The 24518-nt window shown below is 33.5% G+C and carries 19 protein-coding genes; 9 read left to right on the forward strand and 10 right to left on the reverse strand.

Annotation, left to right across the window (positions count from 1 at the left end):
• The first annotated feature begins 36 nt into the window (after positions 1-36).
• The gene (locus ACIDC4_RS18625) at positions 37-9906 is read left to right on the forward strand and encodes a SpvB/TcaC N-terminal domain-containing protein (RefSeq protein ID WP_412044917.1); all 9870 of its coding nucleotides are present in this window, start codon (positions 37-39) and stop codon (positions 9904-9906) included.
• A 38-nt stretch (positions 9907-9944) separates the two neighbouring features.
• Positions 9945-10958 carry an outer membrane protein assembly factor BamB family protein gene (locus tag ACIDC4_RS18630; RefSeq protein WP_412044916.1) on the forward strand — a complete coding sequence of 338 codons (1014 nt, stop codon included), beginning with the start codon at positions 9945-9947 and terminating at the stop codon, positions 10956-10958.
• 123 nt (positions 10959-11081) lie between these two features.
• On the opposite strand, the gene ACIDC4_RS18635 is transcribed toward ACIDC4_RS18630, so the two are convergent.
• Together ACIDC4_RS18635 and ACIDC4_RS18640 are read right to left on the reverse strand one after the other, a co-directional pair.
• Entirely contained in the window at positions 11082-12044 is a 963-nt protein-coding gene (locus ACIDC4_RS18635; RefSeq protein ID WP_412044915.1) for an IS3 family transposase, read from the reverse strand.
• Between the two features lie 8 nt (positions 12045-12052).
• The gene (locus ACIDC4_RS18640; protein ID WP_412044914.1) at positions 12053-12433 is read right to left on the reverse strand and encodes a hypothetical protein; all 381 of its coding nucleotides are present in this window, start codon (positions 12431-12433) and stop codon (positions 12053-12055) included.
• 156 nt (positions 12434-12589) lie between these two features.
• Here ACIDC4_RS18640 and ACIDC4_RS18645 point away from each other — a divergent pair, with 156 nt between their 5' ends.
• From ACIDC4_RS18645 to ACIDC4_RS18675, 7 genes are all read left to right on the forward strand, one after another.
• A complete protein-coding gene (locus tag ACIDC4_RS18645; protein WP_412044913.1) occupies positions 12590-13123 on the forward strand; it encodes a hypothetical protein in 534 nt (177 codons plus the stop codon).
• A 295-nt stretch (positions 13124-13418) separates the two neighbouring features.
• The gene (locus ACIDC4_RS18650; RefSeq protein WP_412044912.1) at positions 13419-13694 is read left to right on the forward strand and encodes an RHS repeat domain-containing protein; all 276 of its coding nucleotides are present in this window, start codon (positions 13419-13421) and stop codon (positions 13692-13694) included.
• Positions 13695-13769: 75 nt separating this feature from the next.
• Positions 13770-14207: a hypothetical protein gene (locus tag ACIDC4_RS18655; protein ID WP_412044911.1), complete on the forward strand. Its 438-nt coding sequence runs from the start codon at positions 13770-13772 to the stop codon at positions 14205-14207.
• Positions 14197-14763 (forward strand): hypothetical protein, encoded by a 567-nt coding sequence (locus tag ACIDC4_RS18660; RefSeq protein WP_412044910.1) that lies wholly within the window; start codon positions 14197-14199, stop codon positions 14761-14763. The genes ACIDC4_RS18655 and ACIDC4_RS18660 overlap by 11 nt, the downstream gene beginning before the upstream one ends.
• 26 nt (positions 14764-14789) lie before the next feature.
• A complete protein-coding gene (locus ACIDC4_RS18665; protein ID WP_412044909.1) occupies positions 14790-15374 on the forward strand; it encodes a hypothetical protein in 585 nt (194 codons plus the stop codon).
• A 60-nt stretch (positions 15375-15434) separates the two neighbouring features.
• Positions 15435-16223 carry a hypothetical protein gene (locus ACIDC4_RS18670; RefSeq protein WP_412044908.1) on the forward strand — a complete coding sequence of 263 codons (789 nt, stop codon included), beginning with the start codon at positions 15435-15437 and terminating at the stop codon, positions 16221-16223.
• Between the two features lie 76 nt (positions 16224-16299).
• A complete protein-coding gene (locus ACIDC4_RS18675) occupies positions 16300-16965 on the forward strand; it encodes a M15 family metallopeptidase (protein WP_412044907.1) in 666 nt (221 codons plus the stop codon).
• Here ACIDC4_RS18675 and ACIDC4_RS18680 read toward each other — a convergent pair whose 3' ends face one another.
• The 8 genes from ACIDC4_RS18680 to tsaD all read right to left on the reverse strand — a co-directional run bounded on the left by ACIDC4_RS18680 (position 16966) and on the right by tsaD (position 24424).
• Positions 16966-17532, reverse strand: a complete 567-nt coding sequence (locus ACIDC4_RS18680; protein WP_412044906.1) for a hypothetical protein — start codon at positions 17530-17532, stop codon at positions 16966-16968. It abuts the gene before it with no gap.
• Positions 17529-18716 carry a class I SAM-dependent methyltransferase gene (locus ACIDC4_RS18685; RefSeq protein ID WP_412044905.1) on the reverse strand — a complete coding sequence of 396 codons (1188 nt, stop codon included), beginning with the start codon at positions 18714-18716 and terminating at the stop codon, positions 17529-17531. The genes ACIDC4_RS18680 and ACIDC4_RS18685 overlap by 4 nt, the downstream gene beginning before the upstream one ends.
• 2 nt (positions 18717-18718) lie before the next feature.
• Entirely contained in the window at positions 18719-19810 is a 1092-nt protein-coding gene (locus tag ACIDC4_RS18690; RefSeq protein WP_412044904.1) for an AI-2E family transporter, read from the reverse strand.
• A gap of 113 nt (positions 19811-19923) precedes the next feature.
• Positions 19924-20877 (reverse strand): zinc metalloprotease, encoded by a 954-nt coding sequence (locus ACIDC4_RS18695; RefSeq protein ID WP_412044903.1) that lies wholly within the window; start codon positions 20875-20877, stop codon positions 19924-19926.
• Between the two features lie 296 nt (positions 20878-21173).
• Positions 21174-21671 carry a TrmH family RNA methyltransferase gene (locus tag ACIDC4_RS18700; RefSeq protein ID WP_412044902.1) on the reverse strand — a complete coding sequence of 166 codons (498 nt, stop codon included), beginning with the start codon at positions 21669-21671 and terminating at the stop codon, positions 21174-21176.
• 204 nt (positions 21672-21875) lie between these two features.
• Positions 21876-22514 (reverse strand): DUF4159 domain-containing protein, encoded by a 639-nt coding sequence (locus ACIDC4_RS18705; protein WP_412044901.1) that lies wholly within the window; start codon positions 22512-22514, stop codon positions 21876-21878.
• A 171-nt stretch (positions 22515-22685) separates the two neighbouring features.
• Positions 22686-23399: a 16S rRNA (uracil(1498)-N(3))-methyltransferase gene (locus tag ACIDC4_RS18710; RefSeq protein ID WP_412044900.1), complete on the reverse strand. Its 714-nt coding sequence runs from the start codon at positions 23397-23399 to the stop codon at positions 22686-22688.
• Positions 23400-23401: 2 nt separating this feature from the next.
• Positions 23402-24424: a tRNA (adenosine(37)-N6)-threonylcarbamoyltransferase complex transferase subunit TsaD gene (tsaD, locus tag ACIDC4_RS18715; protein WP_230039654.1), complete on the reverse strand. Its 1023-nt coding sequence runs from the start codon at positions 24422-24424 to the stop codon at positions 23402-23404.
• Positions 24425-24518: the final 94 nt, after the last annotated feature.

Raw genomic sequence — 24518 nt, forward strand, 5'->3', positions numbered from 1 at the left:
TAAACAGATTGCCCCATAATTGATTACCCCTGCTTTATGAAAAATAAAATTATAATACTGGTATTTTTAATAGGTTCTTTTTTGTTTGCCGCCAATTTTGGTCCCTACAAAATAGCCTCTTTATTTACTCAAGGTAATACTGAGAACGAATTGGTTATTGAAAATGCAAAAGCAGATTCGATAGCAGTTCTTAAAAACGAAACTAAAAACACAAAATCGTTTAGTGCAGATATTGCCGAAGGTATTATAGGAATAAAGGATGAATCTGATGTTGATGATGCCTACGATAATGTTTTTCATCTTAAAGTAGATGCTTTGCCATCTCAGGAAGAAAATGCGTATCTGGAATATGAATTGTACGGATACGATCAGGCAGCTTCTATTTCGAGAAGTTTAAACAACCAAGCTAGTATTGGAGGACAATTTGTATCGCAAAATAACCACTGGAGCAAACAATCTGAATTGCTTTCAGAAAAATCATTGCGAGAAGGAGACAACGTTTTATTGTTTACGGCTCCTGAAGGAATTTCAAATTCATATCGAATAAAAAACGTTCGTATTGTTTATAAAACCGCTCTTGCTTCGACTGATTTTACTTTATTAAAATCCGATAATAAACTCTATATCAAAGGAACCAATTTTCCTTCTCAAATTAGAAAAATGACAATTAGCGGAATTTCCATTGATGTCAACCAACCGGAATTCGAATTGGTTTTGGATGCGGCAACTACAGGAAAATCTATTTTGGTAACCAAAGAAACGGCTACCGGAGTTATAGTAAATGAAAAATTAGAACTCAATCAATTTTTGAAAGTACCGGGCTACAGACCACTGGAAAATGCGAAAGAACGTATTGCTAAAACCATCAACTTTGAAACTGTAAACACATTAGATTATAAAGAGTTTTCGGCCGTTTTTCCTGTTGGAGCTTTAAAAACAAATGTAAAAGTATCCGTAAGCGGACTTCGAAAAATAGATATTGCTCCGCTAAATTCTGCCATGGTAAACGTTACAGGAACCAATGCCGGTTTCAGGTTATTGCCGCACGGAACCATTTTCGAGAAAGCCGTAACTTTATCATTGCCTTACGATAAAAAAACAATTCCGGAAGGTTATACAGAGAAAGACATCAACGTATTTTATTTTGATGAAAATAAAAGATTATGGCAGGAAGTAACCAAAGATTCTTTGGATATCAAACAAGGAATTATTAAGGCCAGAACCACTCATTTTACCGATTTTATTGCCGGAATTATAAAAATGCCGGAATCTCCTGAAACTTCAGGTTATACACCAACAAGCATTAAAGATCTAAAAGCGGCGAGCCCGTTAGTAGGAATTCAGTCTATTGCGCCACCTTCGGCAAACGGAAGAGGAACGGCAAGTACAGGATTTTCAATCGTAATTCCAAACGGAAGAGGCGGTATGCAGCCTTCATTTAACCTGCAATATGATAGCGATGGCGGTCATAGCTGGGCAGGTATGGGCTGGGATATTTCGGCACCTGCAGTAAGTATCGAAACCCGTTGGGGAGCACCACGATACGATGTATCAAAAGAAACTGAAACTTATGCAATAGCCGGAGAACAATTAATCCCAAATTCGCACAGGGCTGAGTGGACTTCAAGAACAACAGACAAACAATTTTACCCAAGACGAGAAGGAGCATTCCAGCAAATTATCCGTAAAGGATCATCTCCTAAAAACTATTACTGGATTGTAAGGGATAAAAGTGGAGTAGCCAGTTATTACGGAGGAAACGCATCAGGACTTTCAACCGATGCAGTTTTACAGGATGGATCCGGAAATATCGGGCATTGGGCGCTTTGTCTTCAGGTCGATTTAAAAGGAAATACAGTTGAATACGAATACGATAAAAAAGACGGAGAACTCTATCTTAAAAAAGTATATTATACCGGTTTTGGTTCCCAAAAAGGAAACTACAACGTTACTTTTGTAAAAAACTCAGATTTAGGTGAAGCCAACCGTGCAGATGTTCAGCTTTCGGCAAGATTAGGTTTCAAACAACTTAACAACCAGTTATTACGCAAAATCGAAGTACGCTACAAAAGCGATATGATTCGTAGTTATGAGCTAAAATATAAAGAAGGCGCTTTTAAAAAAACATTGCTTGAATCGATTTCTGAATATGATTCTGAATCAAAATTATTTTACACCAATACGCTGGATTATTTTGATGATATTCGTGATGCTTCAGGGAAATATAATCCGTTTGGGCCGGAGCAGAGTTGGAGTGTTCCACCTGATAACTTAACTAATAATTCAATACCTTCTTTTAGTGATGTATTATATTCTGGGAAACACTCTTTAGTAAGCAGTACTGAGGGTGAAAACATTGGAATTAATTATAGAATTGGTATAGGACTGGGTTCCGGATATGGAAGCTTAAAAAGCAATACTATAGGGGCGCACGGTGGAAACGGTATAGGAAATTCAGAAACCGCCGTAACGCTTGAAGATCTAGATGGTGACGGATTGCCGGACAAGGTTTTTAAAAATAAAAATGGTGTTTTTTATCGTAAAAATTTAGCTGGATCGGGTCAGAATGGTTTTGGTGAGGCTAAAGAGATTAATATTAGCAATTTAGGACTTTCTAAAACATCTTCTTTCAATTGGGGTGTAGATGCCATTATCAGTATTGGAAATGTTGGATACGACAAACTGCGTACCACCAATAAAACGAAATCCTATTTTATGGATTTTAATGGCGATGGCTTAGTTGACTATGTAAAAAACGGACAAGTATATTACAATAGATTAGTTGACGGTGTTCCTACATTTGATAGGACTAGTTCAGGAACTCCTTCTCCGGTTGCGGGAGGTGGTGCAATTACAATTCCCGGATCTTCTACTTTATCTCAGGAAGAAATAGAAAAACAAAATCCACTGCACGATGTAGTACGTATGTGGGAAGCTCCTGTAACAGGGACTATTAGCGTTTCTCATAAATATCAATTAATTAAAGATGTAAGCCCTGAAGGAATTAAAAAACGAAGCGAATATGTAAATAATGCAGGTGATGAAAAGGCGGATGGAGTTCGTTTGTATTTTCAAAAAGGGAATCAGCTCTTATGGAATCAGTCAATAGATGCTAACGATGTTGATCCAAAAACAAAAACTGATAATAATATTACAGTTACTAAAGGTGAAAGATTATATTTTAGGGTAAGTTCTATAAAAGATGGAAGTTTTGATACTGCTGTTTGGGATCCTGTGATTACGTATTCTCAGATGAATAAATATGACAGAGATGCTAATGGAAATCAGATTACATCGAGTGTAACGGTAATAGCAGGATTAAAAGACGCTAATTTATATTCGCTGGCTGTATATGAAGCTGGTGCCGATTTTTTCAGCAGTAGTAATGCAGGGAAAGTAATACCTGTGGCAGGAAATATTATTCTTAAAGGGATATTAAATAAACCAGTTACTTCAGATCATATTACATTACGCATTACAAAATCGTATCTTGACCAGACAAATGCTCCGGTGGTAGTATTCGAAAAGACTTTTTTGTCTAATGAAGTAGCATCATTTGACTTAGCGTCTGTAAACTTACCTTCATTTGAAAAAGAAACTCAGGTCAGTATTGCTTTAGAAACCCAAACTAATATTAACTGGCATAGCATTTCATTCGATCCAACTATTATAGTACCCGTATTTCCGGGAGGAGAAATTGAAGAAACCCCTATGGAAGTGTCACATTTATTGTATGCTAAAAGAGCTGGGAATTATGATATTCCAGGAATTACTTCGACAGTAAATGGAAAAGTAAAATTAAACATATTACCTCAGGATTTAGTTCTGGCATCAGCGTTTCCTCCGGGTCCATTAAATAATTATAATGGAGATGTTATTGTTTCGGCAAAACAAAACAATGTTTTACTGGCTCGTAAACGATATAAACTGACAACAGGCACTTTAACAGAAGTTATAAATGCTTTTGACAATGCTGTTGATTATCCTTCAGCAATATCCGGAGTTCCTATTCAGTTAGAAGTAACAATTTCCAATCCCGAATCTATAAATATACTTCGAAATTATCCAAAAGCAAATGCATTAAATATTCAGGTTCAGGTTACGGATTTGAAAGATGTAGCCGATCTTACTGATGATGTAATATGGAATAGTGCAACAGACGATTTTGGAATTTACAGCCTTTTAAATGCTGACGAAATAACAATGGGATTGCATCACCGTCAATGGGGAGGATTTGTTATTAACGGAAATCTGGCATCAGATACAATCGATCAATCACAATTAAAGCAATCAGATGCTTATGGTTCTGAACCTAACTTAAATAATCAGGATCCGGATAGTTATAAAGATACCGATTACGAAATGTCTAAAACCTATTTTGTATCCTTACAGTCTTCTTATGCAAAAGCAAAGTGGGAAGGTTTGGAACAAGGTATATATATAAAAGATATCACAATAGGAACTTCCAGATTAGGAGAAGACGATATTACGGACTACATGGATTTCTCTCTTCCAAATTTACAAGGAGGAAGTACGAGTGCTCTTGATATGATTAGCGTGAGCAAAAGTGAAAGTATATCTGCAGGAGTTTCTGTTGGACCCGCTGGTCTCGGTATCAGTAAATCTATTGATGGTGACTCTGATGTAACACAAACCATGAGCGATTTTAATGGGGACCGTTTTCCTGATTATATAAGGGGAAGCAATGTACAGTTGACACTACCTTTAGGAAAAATTTCAGAAGAAGTTATTGATTTAGGAAATAATTTTAGTCATTCTAAGACAAGTTCAGAAGGAGTTAATACAGATGGAAGTTATAGTCACGGAGCAGTAGCAAACAGCAGCACTAAAACGACAAATAAACCCGAAGTAAAACCACAAACGGCAGCAGACGTAAGTACTGATAAAGCAAAAAAAGCAGGGGAGAAAATAGCAGGATCCATTAATGCATCTGTAGGATCTGGTGAAGACGAATCGACCATGATTCATAGTGATATTAACGGAGATGGATTACCCGATAAAATTACCAGTTCAGGAGATGTATTTTTGAATACAGGTTACGGATTTTTGCCGGCTGAAAATTGGAATGCTTTAAATGCAATAAATAAAGGAAGCTCTACAGATTGGAGTTTAGGTTTAGGTTTTAGTATAAAAAAAGCCTCTATTTCAGGAGGTGCAAATTATGCACGATCAGAATCTGACGGAATAGATTCGTTTTTGGATATCAACGGTGATGGTCTGGCAGATAAAATTAAATACGTGGGTAATAGAATGCTCGTATCACTTAATATGGGGAATTCTTTTGCAGCCCCTGTTGATTATCCTAGATATACCGAGATGCAGCAGAATAAATCCGTTAGTTACGGAATGAGTGCCAACATTACTTTTGAAATCCCTATTCCGATACCTTTTTTTCCTCTTAGATTAGTGCCAACTATCGGAGAAAGTAAAGGATGGAGTACCAGTCGTTCTGAAGGAACTTTTACGGACATTGATGGCGATGGAAATATGGATTACATCGTTTCCAGAGATGATAATAATCTTACCGTACAACTTTCCAACATCAAAAGAACCAACAAACTTAAAGGTGTTACCAATGGTGCAGGAAATAGTTATGTGGTCGATTATGAGTTACTAAAACCAAGCTACGAAAATCCTTCAGCGAAATGGGTGTTACAATCCGTAGATGTATTTGACGGACATGTAGGCGATGGTATCGATCATTCAATAGCTAAATTCAGATACGAAGACGGTTATCAAGATCGTCGTGAAAGAGAATTTTACGGTTTCGGAAAAATAAGTCAGCAACAAATTGATGCAGCTGATAATTCGGTTTTTTCAACGACAACTCAAGAGTTTTACAATCAGGATTATTTCAGAAAAAATCTTTTAAAGCGTTCTTATACTTTAGATAAAAACAACAAAATGCGTCAGGAATCTGAAAACGAATACAGTTTTACAGATGTAGCAACGCAGGCAAGTGTTCCGGTATCAGATTTGAATTTACCTTCTTGCGATGCCAAGCGTATTTTTGTGGGAATGATTCACTCCAATCAAAAAGTATATGAAGGCGGAAGTGATTATCTTGAAACCAATATTTTTAATACCTATGATGCTAGCGGAAATATCACACAATACGAAGATTTAGGTAATGGTACTGCCAACGATAAAATAACAGCCAAAATAAGTTATTACGAGAGTACAACACCGTATTATGGCGGAATTCCAAAACAATTAGAAGTATTTACAACAGAAGGTTTACGCCGTAAAAGAGCGACAACCATCAACACGACAACAGCCGAAGTTACGCAGATAAAAAATTACAGCGCAGCTGATAAAATAGCACTAACTGATATTGCCTTTGATACATACGGAAACCTACAAAAAATAACAGGCCCGGCCAATCACAAAGGACAGCGTATGACATTGGATTATACTTATGATACAGAGAATCATCAATATATGACAGATATAAAAGATGCATTTGGATACCGAAACAAAATGGAATACAATTATCGTTTTGGAATACCTATAAAAACAACCGATCGCAATGATCAAATTACGCTTTATACATTAGATGGAATTGGTCGTATTGCAACTATTAAAGCACCCTATGAAATTGCTTCAGGTAAGCCATACACAATAGCTTATGAATATTTTCCGCAAGCGAAAGTGCCGTATGCTAAAACTAAAAACTATGATCCGGAACTCGATAAAGATATTGAAACTTTTACCTATAGTGATGGACTAGGAAGGGCTTTGCAAGTGAAGAAAACTGCGAGTTTATTTACGCAAGCCGGCGGTGCAGATCAAGAAGCTCAAATTGTTTCCGGAAAAATTATTTATGATGGTTTAGGAAGGTCAATAGCAAGTTATTACCCAACGACGACAAGCATAATCGATAATAATTTTAGCAACGCATTGTCTAATATAACGCCAACAAAAACTGAATATGACGAAATGAGTCGTCCAGTAAAAGTAACATTACCGGACGGAAGTACAAACACAATGACTTTTTCATTAGAAAATTATGATGGTCTTCCGGTATTACATGCGACAAAAACCGATGCTTTAAATAAAACAAGTCAAACCTTTACAGATGCAAAAGGTCAGAATTTAGCGAGTATGCAAAATGATCTACTTACGAAATTTGAAGCTAATGCATTAGGCGAAATGATTAAAGTAACAGATGTTATGAATCACATCACCAAAAGCAGTTACGACTGGTTAGGTAGACGTGTTCAATTTACGCATCCTGATGCAGGAACCATAACATTGCAGTATGATTTGGCAGGTAACTTAACAAGCCGTATTACGCAGGATATTAAAAACACAGTTTCAAATGGAGGTGCAATAGAGTATGTTTATAATTATAACCGTTTAGAAACCATAAAATATCCTAAAAATCCACAGAATAATGTACAGTACAATTATGGTAAAGCCGATGGAACCGCATCACGACGAGGAAGGCTATGGTTTTTGCAGGATGCCAGTGGAGGACAGGAGTTTTTCTATGGTAAATTAGGTGAAATCGAAAAAGAAATTCGCACACTTCGCATTACTCCTACAGATGTACAGACCTATATTTCGCAATACGAATATGATACCTGGAATCGTATTCAGAAAATGACCTATCCTGACGGTGAGGTTGTAGAATATACTTATAACCGTGCAGGAAACCTGCAAAGCATGCAGGGTAAAAAAGAAAGCCACACATACGATTACATTAAACAATTAAGTTATGATGAGTTCGAACAGCGTAAATACCTAAAGTACGGAAATGAAACCGAGACCAACTATACTTACGACGATGTAATGAGAAGATTACAGCAATTGCAGGTAAAAAGCGGCAGCAGACAAGTCATGAACAATTCTTACAGTTATGATTTGGTTGGAAATGTTTTAGGCATTAAAAATGTCGCTCCTGTGGTAAACAATACTTTGGGTGGAACTTCTAGCCATGAATACCAATACGATGATTTTTATAGATTAAAATCGGCAAAAGCAATTTATCAGGGTGAGTTTACCAAGGCAAGTTATGAGCTAAATATGAGCTATAACAAAATGCACAATATCACTAAGAAAGATTTGGTTCACACCGTAAACAACGAGCAAAAGGGCTACGTATTAGATTATAATTACGATAACGAATTGCATCCTAACGCACCTAACAAAATTACTGAAACAGGAAAATCAGAGCCAAGACAATATATTTATGACGGTAATGGAAACCCAACTAGTTATACAGAAGAAAAAAGTTTTAGAAAAATGACTTGGGACGAAGAAAACCGTTTGTCCGGTATTAACGACAACGGAAGAATTTATCAATTTACATATGATGCTGCAGGAGAGCGAGTTATAAAAAGCTCAGGAGATTCTCAAAACGTTGCAATAAATGGAGAAACTGCTGCAACAATTGTTCATACCGATGATTATACAGGTTATGTCAGCCCTTATTTTGTAATTAGTAAAGGTAAGTTTACCAAACATTATTTTGACGGTGCAGGACGTATAGTGAGTAAATTAGGTAACGGAACTTTTGCTCAGCCTTTAAGGATTACAGCTGGAGGTATAAACTATACAAAGCTAACAGCCGAACAACAAAGAGCATTAGATGCCTACGTAAAAAGTTTAGGAGTACCTCCCGGACCACCAACACAACAGGGGATTTATGCTACACCAGAATTTACAGGAGATCCTTACCCAACAGCAGTCATAAAACCTGTCGAAGAAAATCAGGAACCACCGGAAGGCTGGCCTAGAAACCCAATTTTTAATGCTCCAGGTGATGTTCCTGGACCACCAGTGCAATTTGGACCGCCAATAGAACCAACCACTGTAAAACCCGGAGAAGGATTTACCGGAATTGGTTTGCCTGAGAATGATATTTTCTATTTTCATCCTGACCATCTAGGAAGTACTTCGTATATTACATCCCGAAATGGAAGCATTAGTCAGCATGTCGAGTATGTAGCCTTTGGGGAGGTTTTGTTTGAAGAGCATTCAAGTTCATTTTCTAGTCCGTATTTGTTTAATGGGAAGGAACTTGATAGAGAAACGAATTTGAGTTATTACGGGGCTAGGTATTTGGATATGAAGACTTCGCTTTGGTTGAATGTAGATCCACTAGCAGAATCAACTCCAAATTGGACTCCGTACAGATACTGTTTTAATAATCCTGTAAATTTAGTAGACCCAGATGGTAGAAAAGAATATGATGATGACTATACAGGTAAGCTTGGAAAAGGTGATTGGTTACGAAAAGATCGATTGAAAAACACTGATGTCTGGAAAAGTGCCAATAAGTATAATTTGAAACAAAATGATGGCTATAAAGAATATAAAACAATTTCTCAAAGAACAGACTTTTATGGTTGGTTTCAATCAGAAACAGATTCCAAAGGATTTGAAACAGTGTGGGCAGGTGCGGCATATATTATTGCGCAACAAATGTCTATTACTGAAAATGTTTTGGTTAATTGGAAGCTTTCTAGTGACGAGTTAAAATTTGCTCAAGATGGTAATAAGGCAATTTTTGAAGATGTGTTTGATAATTTAAGAGATTTGATTGATGGGCCTGCTCTTAAAGGTAAAGATGCACTTAATTGGGATAAAGCTACTTTAACTCATGAACAGCGTGATGTTGTTGATCCCATTTACAAAAGACAAAGTAAAGCTACTTTAGGTACGCTTTCTGAAATGGCAAAACAAGAAGGATTATTTTCATTAGGAGTAATTTTTGGTAATAGTTCAGAATTAAAATTTGAAGGAAACCTAATGAATTGGCAAGAAAGGTATGATCACGGTATGAAAAAAGCTGTACCTTATTATAAAAAATGTGGAAGTTTAGGCGGTTGTAGTCCTTTAATTAAAAACGGGGGAGCAGTTAGATTTACAGCATTTTAATTTTTAAAATTATGAGATATTATATAACAATTTTTATTATGGTAGTAGTACTTTTATTATTCTATAAATTTTTTCAGGTGGAACCTAAAACAACAATCTCGAACTTCAATAAAGTTGACAATTATATTTGTTATGTTGTGGAGGACACAATATTGGTTGTTAAAGATTTGAATAACGAAAAAGTTTTGGAAAAAAAACTCTCTAATAGTTTTACTTATAAGCCTTTAATCTTTAATGATAAGATATTTTTTTCAGAATCAAACGATATTATTTCTTGTTGGGATTTAAAAACTAAAATGGTTTTATGGAAACAGAAAACCCCTAATAGTGTAAAGGCTATCATCAAATTAAATGAAAAAACAATTTTAATTAATATTAAAAATTATGGTTTCATTGTTTTAAATAGTGAACGTGGTGAAATTTTATATCAAATTTTGCGAAACCAAAAAGATTGCCATAGTCCAGACTTATCTCCTTATCCCGTTGTTGTTGACAATAATACTTTTTACATTTCAAATTGGAATTGTAATTCGATATCTTCATTTAATATTTTGGATGGTAAATTATTATGGAGTAAGAAACTAGAAGATGGTATTTATACAGCATTACTACATGAAGATTACATATTTTTAGGTTTTAATAATTCATACGAAAATGGTGGGACATATTTAGTCGAAAAGAAAACAGGAACGGTAGTCCTTAAAAAACAATTACTGTTTGAAGAGAGGTTAACGCCGGTAATTAAAAACAACAAAGTGTTTTTTTATACCTATGATAAGAAACTCAATGAATTTGATTTTACGACAAGAAAAGACAAGGTAATAAGTCAATTCACTTCATCAGATGATATAAGTGGAGGACAAATTTATTTGATCGATAATAGTGTTTATTTTCAGGATTCTAATTTTGATCTTTTTAAGTTTGATTTATTGAATTATAAAAAAGAATTAATAGGAAAATCAAATTTCGGAGGCATTGAAGAAGTTTATAAAAAAAATAATCATGTAGTGTTGATTTTTCCTGATAATTCATCTCTAACAGTTGAGTTATAAAAATGATAATGTACCCGATCACTCGGATATGCGTAACGATAGCGCGGAAATTCTTTCCTTGCCCCCCTTGCTGGCGCGAGCATCTTGCTCGTGAGACAAAGTGTGTCTCGTCCTGAAAAAAGTTTACATATTTATACTTAATCCTAAAATAGATTTACAACTCATTTTTAGTCCTGTTATTGGTTTACAATGATAGGACTTTTTATAATAATTCTTCCATAATTTTTCTGTCTTTAAATTATATTGATGCACTTGATTTGGCGTAAGATTACCGATGCTCATATGAGGTCTTTCGTTGTTATATAGCTTAATGACTGCATCCAATAATTCTTTAGCTTCCTGTATGTCTTCTATCTGATAATCATCCAAATATTCTTCTTTTATAATACCATTAACTCTTTCCGCTATTGCATTTTCTAAAGGATCTCCGTTCTCTGTCATGCTAATACTTAAATTATTATAGTCTAACAACTTTATATATTCAATACTGCAATATTGCGTGCCTCTATCAGAATGATGTATTAATTGTATTTCATTTTTATGTTCATCTGGAAGATTAGATATTGCCATTTCTAAAGCCTGAATTGTTTCTGAGGTTTGTAAGCTATCACCTAAATGATACCCAACAATCTTTCTAGAATAAGCATCAGTAACAAAACTTATATATGTAAAACTATCCTTAATTCTCCAATATGTTATGTCACTTACCCATAATTGATTAGAGCACGTTGGGACAAAATCTCGGATAAGGTTAGGGTACTTCTTAAATCTATGAAATGAATCAGTCGTAATAGTTGGTTTTTTCTTGCGTCTGACTAATAAATAATTAGCAGATAAAACATCAAAAAGTCTGTCTCTTCCCATTTTTATTTGATGTTTTAATAAGAAAGGCTGTAAAAGTTCATATAGCTTTCTTCCTCCCATATGACGATGATTCTTTCTAATTTTTAATACCTCCAAAACAATTAATTCATCTTCAAAAGCTAGTTGTTCCTGATGCCAAAAATGCTGATAATTTGCCTGTCGAGTTATACCAAGTAATTGGCAAAATTTGCCTAAACCAATTTTAGGATAATTGTGTTTCAACTCCTGAATTACTTGGTATTGGACTTTTTTACAATTTTAATTTTGAATTCCTGTTCAGCTATCTCAATCATTTTACGATAAGCTTCAGCTAAAAGACGAGCTTCCTGAAGTTCTATTTTTAACTTATATAGAGACTCTTGTCCTTCTTTGTCAGATAATTTGTTTGTATAGTCTTTCATCTTAGGTAAAGATACAATACTAGGTTTTGAATAATCAAAGCCCATTTCTTTCAACCAATAAGTCAATCTTGTATGTCCAATATTATACTTATTCTCAATTTCTCTTTTTGTCAATGTTCCAGTTAAAAAATCATTACAAACGAATCGTTTAAATTCTTCACTATACTTAGATTGCCATTTTGAAGAAGATGTTTTTGAATATCTTTCCATATTTTTACACTTTTGTGTAAACCTATTCTAGGACAAGACAGTGTATGTTGCTTTTGGAGAGATATTGTAAGAGCATAGTTCATCGTTTAGTTCCTTGATCGCTCGGATATGCGTAACGATAAACCACCAACTTTTTAATTGATTTTTTAAAAAACAATGAAATACACTAAAATAAAAAAGTATACTAATATTTTTCTACTTGGATTTTTGTTCTCTTTAAATTCATGCGGCGTTTATGATAGATATTATCATAAGGTAAAAGATAATAAAGCAGAATTTCACTCTATTGTAGAATACATTATAAGAGAAAAGTCATTAGAGAAGATGGATTCTGTGTTAATAAAGCAGAATAATTCTATTTCTTTAGAAAGAGCCTGTATTTATTATAATAAATATGATAAACACAATAAACTTGCTGATAATAGACTTATAGAATTTATGAATAAATATGATTTAGATCGAATTTGTTTAGAAAAACAAAACAATGAATTCTATTCTACGGTTATTATTTTTCATAAAGAATATAATCCTATTATGGGGAGTTCCAGAACAATAGATTATGATTACGGAAAGAGCTCAAATAGAAATAAAATATTGCAAGGAGAAAAGAAAATTGCTGGAACATATAATAAAATTATCGATAGTGTTTTGATTTACTCTATCGATAAAACCCCTTCATTTGGTCAATAACTGCTGGCTTCTACAAATATTGCTCGCTAGCGAGTAATTTTAACCCCGATCGCCCGGATATGCGCAACGATAGCGCGGAAATTCTTTCCGTGCCCACAAAGCGCATCGACAAAGAATAAAAAGTCAAAACTCGTCAGTAATGGCGAGTTTTTTTTAGGTCAAAAAGCAAAAAAATATAAATTACATTTTGCTTTTTTTTTTGAAAACAATGCCGTGATCATGTGGGAAGCACTTCGTATATTACAACCCGAAACGGAAGCATTAGTCAACATGTGGAGTATATCGCTTTTGGGAAGTGTTGTTTGAAGAGCATTCCGGTTCGTTTTCGAGTCCGTATCTGTTTAATGGTAAAGAATTAAATCGGGAGACGAATTTGAGTTATTATCGGGCTAGATATTTGGACATGACGATTAGTTTGTGGCTGAATGTAGATCCATTGGCGTTATATAACCGAATATTTGAAGAAGAATTATATTTTTACGAACAACATAATGGCGGTATAATGTACTGTTTTAAGTCAGTGAAATCTGATGCGGGAACAAATTTGTTTGTAATAATGATTATTATGTAAGTCTTATTTTTTATAAATAATGTAAAGGATTTTTGCGTAGTCTTTAGGTAATAAAGAAAAGATAAATTAAAACAGATGAAATATACAATAATTATTACGGCTCTTTTCTTATTGTTATCATGCAAAAATAAAGATGACGAAATTGGAAGGCCAGATCCTTATATTTTAACAGAAAAAAATATTTCAGAGGATTGTAGTGCCTATCAAATGCGTTTTAAAGATGGAAAATATATTTTTAATTTTGCTTTATCAGGAACTTGCAAAAAAATAAAAGCTGAAGACTATGTAAAAGAATATTCTAGATATTTAAAATTTTATAATGATAATTTAGTACTTAGAAAAGGATATATTTTAATTCAATATTATGGAATTCATTCCGATATAAAAGACTTTCAGGATTCTATAATAAATGTTACAAAAAGAAATTTTAAAACAAATGTTTCTTTAGTAGAGTCAGATGATGGTTTTTTTATGGTTAAAGTTGGGGATGAATCCATATCAAATGAAAAATAAAAAAGTTAAAGTAAATACTAAACTAACTATTATCGATTGGAGTAAATTAATTGGTTTCGTACTGGTTTATTTTTTCTTTATCAAGTCAAAAGATGTAATTATAAATTATCCATATTGGCTATTATTTACTGCGTTTGCAATTGTACTGGTTATTGTTGCTATTTTGCAATATCGAACAATACAAAAAGAGTATAGTAAGATTGAAAAAGAGGATAAGCTTTTGTTCTTAGTAATAAATAGCCTTAAAATAGGAGTAATTGCTTATTTTGTTTCCGGAATAATTTTAATTCCCTTTAATTATTATACAATTTACAATTCTAAAGAAAGTCCTGTAAGTTCAGAAAAATGTGAAATTACAGGTATATCCACTTATTCAAAAAACAGAAGTATCTTTTTCAATTTTCAAGGAAAAACTAATGTTGTAAATGGTTTTAAGCCAATAATGGAAGATATTAAGGATGATGGTAAATTTGAAAACTATTACTTTGCAGCAGAAATTAGGCAGGGCGTTTGTAATACTTATATTCTTGAGAGTTGGGATATAATACAAAAGTAATTTTCTAGTGTAGATATTTAGAGAACATGAAAGATAAATTTAAAATAGCAGATAAAGACCTTCTTATAGCAAGAAATACTATTCTCAAAGAGTCTGGCATTCCCGAACTTGAAAAAAATGGATATGTCAAATCTCCTTTCAAAACATCTTGGTTTGGACAATACGATCCTAATATTTGCGGATACTCCTGTGAGTTATGCAAGCTTACAAATGAGAATCACTTGCATATTATTACTTTGACTGTTTTTAGAGGGGAGAAACGGATAAAAATAGACTTGAATATTTTTGAACTTCATGAAAAGATAAATTCAATTTCAGAATTGAAAGATCGTGACGGAATAAATTTTAAGATGCCGCCTCATAATTCAACTATTATGCAATTAAGAAGCGATGATTATAAAGGTCCGCCTTTATTTTACATGCTTTTTTTACCCGAGTATAAAATAGGAACATATAAAACCCAAAGCGACTTTGAAAAACAGGTGAATAAACTAAGAGATTTGGTAAAAAAAGACATGGCTAACATCGATTCCTTTGTAAAAAGATGGCACCAACTCCATAAACCAAATATAACCGACAAGGAAGGAAATATAGTAAAGAAAATCAAGTAAAATTATGAGTGATAATCTACTATGGTAAATTAGTGCCGCTTTACATTAAAAATTAAAAAAATGAAATTAAAACCAAATTACCTTTTTCTACTGCTTTTTTTAGTCTTTGTAAATTCAATTACAGCTCAGATAAAACCTTTGATAGTACAACGCTATTATCCTAAGGATTCCCTAAAATACAGCAAAGCCGTTCCGGATGCTGAGTTTAATTACGAGAGTAAATTATATGGTAAAACAACGATGATTATTCACTGCGAAAGCCAGTACGGTCATTTTGAATTTGTTTTTAAAAAGAAGATCAGCAAACTCAGACGTATGATTGATTATAAAGACGGAGCCGTAAGTGAGAAGTTTAATTTTAAAACGAAAAAATGGAATCATGAAGAAGAAAGTTGGAATCATAGCGATATGAAGGGCAAACCTACGGATACCATAATTCTTAGCGAACATAATTTATATGCTTTTGTACTATTACACGATCACGGAGGATTAATAGAAAAAGCTAAATTTCAGGATTTTGGTAATGAAGTATACTGGCCTGAATTTGATTATCAAAAATGTACCATTAGCGATGAGGATAAAGATGGTAAACCTGAATTTTATTTGTCGTATATGGGAGACAGCGATGGTCTGGATGCTAAGCCTTTTAAACAAATTATCTACACAATCCCTGATAAATCAGCCAATAAAGATTATACCAAGTCTAAAGCAACAGCTTATTATCCTTCAGGAAATGAAAATGATGTTTATAAAATTGAATATGACGAAAATTGGAAACAATTACCCAAAGCGATTAAACTCAAAAGTCAGAAAATAATTAAAGATCATAGTTTAATCTATAAAGATTAATAACGGATTGTACTAAGCAACATTTTCTGCACAACACTTTTATCTCTATATTTACAGGATACAATACCTCTTTACAATGAAAATACATACCTCTTCAAAATTCCGTTTTTTATTCTTCTTCAGTATCATTTTGTTTGTGCCTGCGGTGAAAGCCCAAAACGAAGTATATTCAGAAACTCAAAAACAGCAAATTGCCGATACTACTTTTGTGAATTTAAAAGATTATAGCAAAGATTTTGTTTATGATATGAAATATGCGACCGAAGACAATTTCCTGAAAGCAAAAGTTTATGATTGTGCTGAATGTTTATTGCGTTACAAGACCGTTCAGGCTCTTATAGCTGCCAATAAAGAATTTATGAAGGATGGATGCAAAATAAAAATATACGACTGTTACAGACCTTTATCTATCCAAAAGAAAATGTGGGAGATAGTATCCAATCCCGAGTATGTTGCAGATCCAAAAAAAGGCTCCATCCATAATAGAGGAGGAGCCGTAGATATCTCGTTAGTAAATGCCGATGGTATCGAACTTGAAATGGGAACTAAATTTGATTTTTTCGGAATTCAGGCCAGTCATAATTATAAAAAACTGCCCGTTCCGGTACTCGCAAATAGAAAATATCTTAAAAGTATAATGATCAAAAACGGCTTCAATTCGTTTGATTCAGAATGGTGGCATTATAATTTAAAAACCGGTTTAAAAGATAAAGTTGCTGACCAAACCTGGAAATGCGATTAATTATTCAACACATCTCATATTTTCCATAAAATAGGTATTCGGTTTGTAAACCTTACCATTCAGTTCTGATGTTAATTCTCTTTTTACAATATAATCCTCTGTATTGGTTAGGTATTTAATACGCATTATAGAAACAGGAGATTTTTTTAGTTCTTCATAATTATCTTTCATAAACATAAAAATACCTGAGGTAATACGATTATCAAAACCATTATCGTCGTGAATAAGCGTACCGCAATTTTCTGTATTAATATGTAGTAGAGTAACGATTTTTCCGTTTTCTAATTGCAAAAAGATTTTCGAATTCTTATCAAAACAATTCGCTTTTATAAAATCTTTACTTTTCTGGATAAGCTGCAGGTTCAAAGTTGGTAAACCGTCTGTTTGCGCTAAGGCAAAGAAAACATAATCAAAAGTTCCGCCAAAATATTTTTCGCTAATAAGGTAATCATTGGTTACTTTATAACTACCAATAGAGTCATTTACATTTGCGCTGTATTCACATGGTTTTTGTGCAAATGCGGTAATCGTTAATAAAAAAAAGGTTAGAGTAATTAGTTGTTTCATTTTTGAGTTATTTTTCTGCAAATTAAAACTATTTTGTTATCATTTTTATCAGTTGTAAAAAAACAATACAAATTTCCTCCATTTTTTATTTTCCACTTTTTTCGAATGTTTTCTACCGTGTCCGGAAAATTTCGTGTAGTGATATTCGCCTGCTTGTTGGCAAGCTCCGTTTTCATTTCGTTTTTACCGTACCCAATCACTTTTTCGATTTCAAAAGATCGTCCGGGAAAATCGATTAAATTTTCTGATGTGTATAAATGCGAGTGTTTATGCAGTTTATTGATATCGAAAAAAGCACTTACTTCATCAAAACCACCGGATTTCATTATGGACGAATTGGCTTCGTAAACATATTTTTGAGGCAAATGATACGACGGAAAAATAGTATCATCACCCAGAACAAACTCAAAAGTCTCCGTTTTATCCTTTAAAATGTTGGCTGTTTTTATGCGAATTTCGCCTTTGTAATGATTATGAATTTCAAAAAGCAATTCTTTTACTTCATTTTCAAGCGCAATAATATGAATATTTTTAACGAATTTTAATTCAGATAAACCTGCTGAAATATCCAGTAAAGGAGCCGTTTTTATTAAAATAGAATCACTTTTTTCAAAATAAAAATCCAATAATTCAGGAACATTGGGCAAACAATCCTTTAGCATAAAAACCTTGCCTTTTGCATCGCTTCTGCGGGAAGGATCAATATAAATCCAATCCCATTTTTTATTCAGTTCGTTTAGCGCATTTGTAGAATCAGCAGCATAAAAAGTACAATTGCCAACTTTCAATTGTTCGAAATTATGTTGTACAATGGCAGATAAATCCTCATTGATTTCGCAATGTGTAATGCTCTTAAATTTTTGGGCAAAATAATAATCATCTACACCAAAACCTCCTGTAAGATCGATTAAGCTTTCACCTGAAATTAGCGAAGCTTTATAAGCAGCCGTTTTTTCAGATGAGGTTTGCTCAACAGAAACCTTACTGGGATAAATAATATTTGCCGTTGAAAACCAGGTCGGTAATTTGTCTTTTGCCTTAGATTTTGCTTCGATTTGATTTAAAATCAATATCCAGTCAATTTCAGGAAACGGATTCTTCTGAAGCGCTAATTTTGTAATCGGGGCACCACTATTTTGATTTATAAAGTCCTGAATATTATGGTCTAAAATAGAAGTGTTCAATGCTAAATTCTTTCGGTTAATACAGATACAATTTTGTTGTCAGGAAAAAATTCTTTCAAAATTACCTTTACCATTGTAAAAACCGGAATAGCAATAATCATCCCGACAATCCCAAAAGTAATTCCGCTAATTATAGTAATCAGGAATATTTCCAGCGGGTGCGAATTTACACTTTTTGACGAAATTATAGGCTGACTAATATTATTATCAATCGCCTGAACCAATAAAAATCCTATAATTACATAAATTGTTTTAGGTAAAATTTCAGTCTGAAAATCACTGCCAATCATACTAATCATCGTTAATATTCCGGCAAGAGTTGTGCCTATTATAGGACCTATATAAGGAATGATATTCAAGATAGCACATAAAAAAGCAATTACAAAAGCATTTTTATTTCCAAAAATCATTAGCACAATTAAATACAAAATAAATACAACGGTTAATTGCAATAATAATCCAATAAAATAGCGGGTCAAAAAGTGGTTGATTTTTGTAATAGAGTTGATGATTTTATCTTCATTATTATCCGGAAGAATTTTACGCGCACTTTCTTTAAATGAATCCTGATCCTTAAGAAAGAAAAAAGTAATGAAGAAAACAGAAACCAATCCCATTCCCATATCGGCTAAAAATCCCAATATTGAATTTAGAAAAACGGTAAAATAGCTAAAATCAATAAGCGAAGTGATTTTAGAATCTTTTAAAACCTTATTTAAATCAACATGTTGAATATTAAAATACGCTTCGATACTACGTTCCGTTTCCATAAACTGTCGCTGCAAACTTTGCGTATCCAGCAAAGAAAGATTATTGGCCTGAGAAATAATCAAGGGCACAAATAAAAAGATAAAACCAACGATTGCCAAAATAAACAAAACCAAGGCTACCGTGGCCGCCAGTGAATTGCCAAATTTTAATTTATTTTTTAAAAATTGTATTAACGGATTTGCAATTAAACACAATAGTAAGGAAATACACAAGTAAACAATTACAGTTTGTATCGTGTACAGAAAATATAAAGCGACAGTAATAATTAATATAGTTGCTAAAGCTCTTAAGATTCCGTTAGATATAATTTTTGATGTGATCATGTTTTGATTTTAGATTATAAATATAGGAAAAAGCTTTTAAAATTAAGGGATAAACAAAAAAAAGCGAGATGATTTCATCCCGCTTTTTACTTCCTTATTTTAATCTGTTTTTTTTAGATTCCAAATGCAGCTCTAGGCCCGCCTGAAACAAATATAGCAGCCATTCTGTTTTTTTGTCCTGTAGAGAACATATACATAGCATTATCATCAACATAATCCATATAGTTCATAGTCATTTCTACAGGAGTTCCTGAACAAGTACTGTAATGAGGATATGCAGGTACACCATAATTTTCTTCGTTATGAGTAGGAGTATCCGCTACTAAATCACTTCCGCAATTTGCATCTCCCCAAATATGGCGTAAATTCATCCAGTGACCCACTTCGTGAGTACCCGTACGACCTAAGTTAAAAGGAGCATTTGCAGCACCTGATAAACCAAAATATTTAGAATCAATTACAACACCGTCTGTAGCAGCTGCTCCTCCCGGAAATTGCGCATAACCTAATATTCCGCCACCAATGGCACAAGACCATAAATTAAGTTTTGTTGTTGGCGAAGTAGGCGCTAAACCACCCTGAGCTACTTTTTTCATGGCATCGTTTGTTCCCCATGACGTTTTTGTAGTCGATTTTCTAATGATCTGATCTAGAACAAATGAAATCCCTACATTCGCTTTTACACCTGCAAAAAGGGCAGGTACACTATTGTAATCTGAATTTAATGCATTGAAATCTTTGTTAAGGACATCAATTTGACTTTGAATTTGTGCATCAGAAATGTTTTGTGCGGCCGTTCTGTACAAAACATTGACTACAACAGGAATCTGAATTTTTCCGTTTACAAGTTTTCCTGTCACTAAAGCTTTGTTCGTAAAAGCTTCAATTTCATTCATTCTGATGGCTAAAGTAGGATCAGCTCTCAGTTGATCATCTAAAACTTGTTGTGATGCACATGCGCGGCGCGTTGATGCAGCTGTTGCTTCTGAATCTGTTGATTCTGATTGGTCATTTTGACAAGAAAACAGCAATAAGGCTGTTACCGCGGAAATAAGAACTTTTTTCATAATAACTTGGGTTTTTGTTATAAAAAATTACATTTGGTTGTTTGTTCCGCAATTTTATAACAAAATCATTTTGTAGCCAAATTTTTATAACGATTTATTTGTCAGAAATTTGTAAACCCTTGTATAATCTAGTTCCTACAAAAATAGCAATTGCAATTTTAAGATGTTTTTTCTTACTTATTGTTTTTTTTAATGTATTTTAACGTATTTATCTGCCTTTAATCGAGGTTTTGAATAGTTTTTTTTGAAGACTATTTTCGAATCGGCTTAAATTTAACAATATTTACAACAAAAAATTAGATGCTGGTAATCTCATACAAAGCAATACTGGCAGCTTGTACAACATTCATACTGGAGTTTTTTCCGAACATATTGATGTGCACAATTTGGTTCGAAATTTTTAAAAGTTCGTCTGAGATTCCGTCAATTTCACTTCCTATCAAAAGTGCAATTTTTTTATTATCAGGAATCACAACTTCTTTTAGAGGTTTACTATTGCTGGCAATTTCCAGAGCAATAATTTCAAAGTTGTTTTGAAGTAAAAAGTCAACAAGTGCTGCTGTTTCTTCAATTATAGTATGAGGCACATGAAGATGCGTGCTTCGGGAAGTTTTATTGATTTTTCTGGGTGTTAGCGGAATATCTTTTCCTAAAAAAATAATATTCTCGACCCCAAAAGCTTCGCTGATTCTAAAAAGAGAACCTATATTTTGCTGAAAATAAATATGATCGCAAACCAATGTTATAGGAAACGTTTTTCGTTCAAATTGATTTTCTTCGTGAGTAAGTTGCACTTTTTAAAATTTAAGATTGGTTTGTATTATTTGTAAACTTTTATTTAAACACATAGAAACATAGATTTAATTTTGAATTAAAGAATACAAAAAGAATATATTTCTTTCACATAGCTTTTCTATCTCTGTGTATTTTAAATAAGTGAAACGCCTTTTTTGAGATATTACAAAGCTATGTTTCTATGTGTTAAAAATAATATCAATTTAATTGGTAAAAATATAATTGATAATGTTGGCGCCCATTTTTAGGGCTTTTTCTCTAACAGCGATTGGGTCGTTATGCACTTCAGCATCTTCCCAGCCGTCGCCCAAATCACATTCGTACGTATATAGTAATACCAATTTATTTTCTACGAAAATTCCAAAAGCCTGCGCACGGGTTCCGTCATGCTCATGAATTTTTGGTAATCCGTTCGGGAAAGGATATGGTTTTTGAAATATGGCATGATTCGCCGGAATTTCGATTAAATTATTATTAGGGAATATTTTTTTTATTTCTTTTCGAATGTATTGATCCATTCCGTAATTATCATCAATATGAAGAAAACCGCCACCGGTTAGATAATTTCTTAAGTTACTAACATCAGCATCGCTAAAAACTACATTTCCGTGACCCGTCATATGTACAAAAGGATACGAAAGCAAGTCAGGATTACCAGGCTCCACAGTCGAAGGTTTCGCTTTTATTCTCGTATTAATGTTAGCATTACAAAACTTAATTAAGTTGGGTAATGAGGTTGGGTTTCCGTACCAATCGCCACCACCGCTGTATTTTAGCAAAGCAATTTCTTGTGAATATGAAGAAATAGAAAAAAGTAACAATAAGTAAAATATTCTTTTCATAATAATTATAAATTATCTGTAATTGCTTTTTTTATATACGACCTGTTATGTCATTTCGACGAAGGAGAAATCTCCACAAGTAGCTCCGTTCCAATTTTTCAATCTTTGTCGAGTTTCTAACGGAGATTTCTCCTGCGTCGAAATGACAAAACTATAAGATTACTAATTTAATCAATTAGAACTTTCATTAAAAAAAACAACGCTATGGCATGCTACAATAGCAGCCGTTTCGGTTCTTAAACGCGTATTTCCTAAAGTTACCGGTTGATAATCATTCTCTAAAGCCAATGCAATTTCCTTTTCAGAAAAATCACCTTCAGGACCAATAAGCATCGTAACGCTTTCATTTGGTTTTAAAATATCTTTTAATGATTTTTTATCCGTTTCCTCGCAATGCGCGATCAATTGCAAACCTTCATTTTTTTGTTTAATGAATTCCTTAAACGAAATCGCTTCATTTAATTTAGGCAAATAGGTTTCGTTAGATTGTTTCATGGCCGAAAGAATAATCTTCTCAAAACGCTCTAAATTAATTACTTTACGTTCAGATCGGTCACAAATAATTGGTGTAATTTCCTGAATCCCAATTTCGGTTGCTTTTTCCAGAAACCATTCAAAACGATCGTTCATTTTGGTTGGCGCAACGGCAAGATGCAAACGGAATTTAGGTTCGTCGGTTTTTTTTATCGAAAGTACCTGAACGATACATTTATTGTCAGAAGCCAATGTAATTTCGGTTTCAAACAATAAACCAAAACCATTTGTAACGTGTAAAATATCGGAATCTTTCTTGCGTAAAACCTTTATAATATGTCGGCTTTCTTCCTTGTCAAAAGAAAAGCTTTCAGTGGTTTTGTCAATATCCGGATTGTAAAATAATTGCATAATTAAAATTGAATTCGCGCTTTCGAAACTACTGCTGAAGTTTCGAAACGACTTGATAAATATTTTTGATATCCTACAATTCCTATCATTGCAGCGTTATCGGTAGTGTATTCAAATTTAGGAACAAAGGTTTTCCAACCGTATTTTCCTTCACTTTCTTTTAATCGGGTTCTAATACCTGAATTTGCCGAAACTCCTCCGCCAATGGCAATTTGTGTAATTCCGGTTTCTTTTACCGCCAATTTTAATTTATCCATCAAAATTTCGATGATTGTATATTGTATAGAGGCACAAATATCATTCAGGTTTTCTTCGATGAAATTTGGGTTTTTAAGTTTTTCCTTTTGGATAAAATATAAAATCGCCGTTTTTAATCCGGAGAAACTAAAATCTAATCCCGGAACTTTTGGTTTGGTAAAGGCAAATGCTTTTGGATTTCCTTCTTTGGCATATTTATCAATCAAAGGCCCGCCAGGATAGGGAAGTCCAAGAATTTTGGCACTCTTATCAAAAGCTTCTCCAACTGCGTCATCAGTGGTTTCGCCAATGATTTCCATATCAAAAAAGCCGTTTACTTTCACAATTTGGGTATGGCCTCCGCTAATGGTTAAAGCCAAAAACGGAAACTCAGGTTTATCAAAACCTTCTTCATCTATAAAATGGGCTAAAATATGCGCATGCATATGATTTACAGCAATCAACGGAATTTTTAAAGCCAATGACAATGATTTGCTAAAAGAACTCCCTACAAGCAAAGAGCCCATTAATCCGGGACCTTGTGTAAAGGCAATGGCAGTTAGTTGATCTTTTTGTACATTTGCTTTGCGAAGTGCTGCATCAATTACCGGAACAATATTTTGCTGATGTGCTCTCGAAGCCAATTCGGGAACAACACCACCATATTGGTTGTGAATTAACTGATTGGCCACAACATTTGAGAGTACTTTGTCGTTATGTAAAACCGCGGCAGCAGTATCATCGCATGAACTTTCGATGGCAAGAATAAAAACCTCTGAATTTTGCATATAAAGGCACGAATTTTGAATTATATTTGACAAATCAAATATTTGATTTTCTTTTATTATAAGGAGAAGCCAAAATTAAAGAATTTTTATCAAA

This window comes from Flavobacterium sp. C3NV (assembly GCF_046825355.2).
GTDB lineage: Bacteria > Bacteroidota > Bacteroidia > Flavobacteriales > Flavobacteriaceae > Flavobacterium.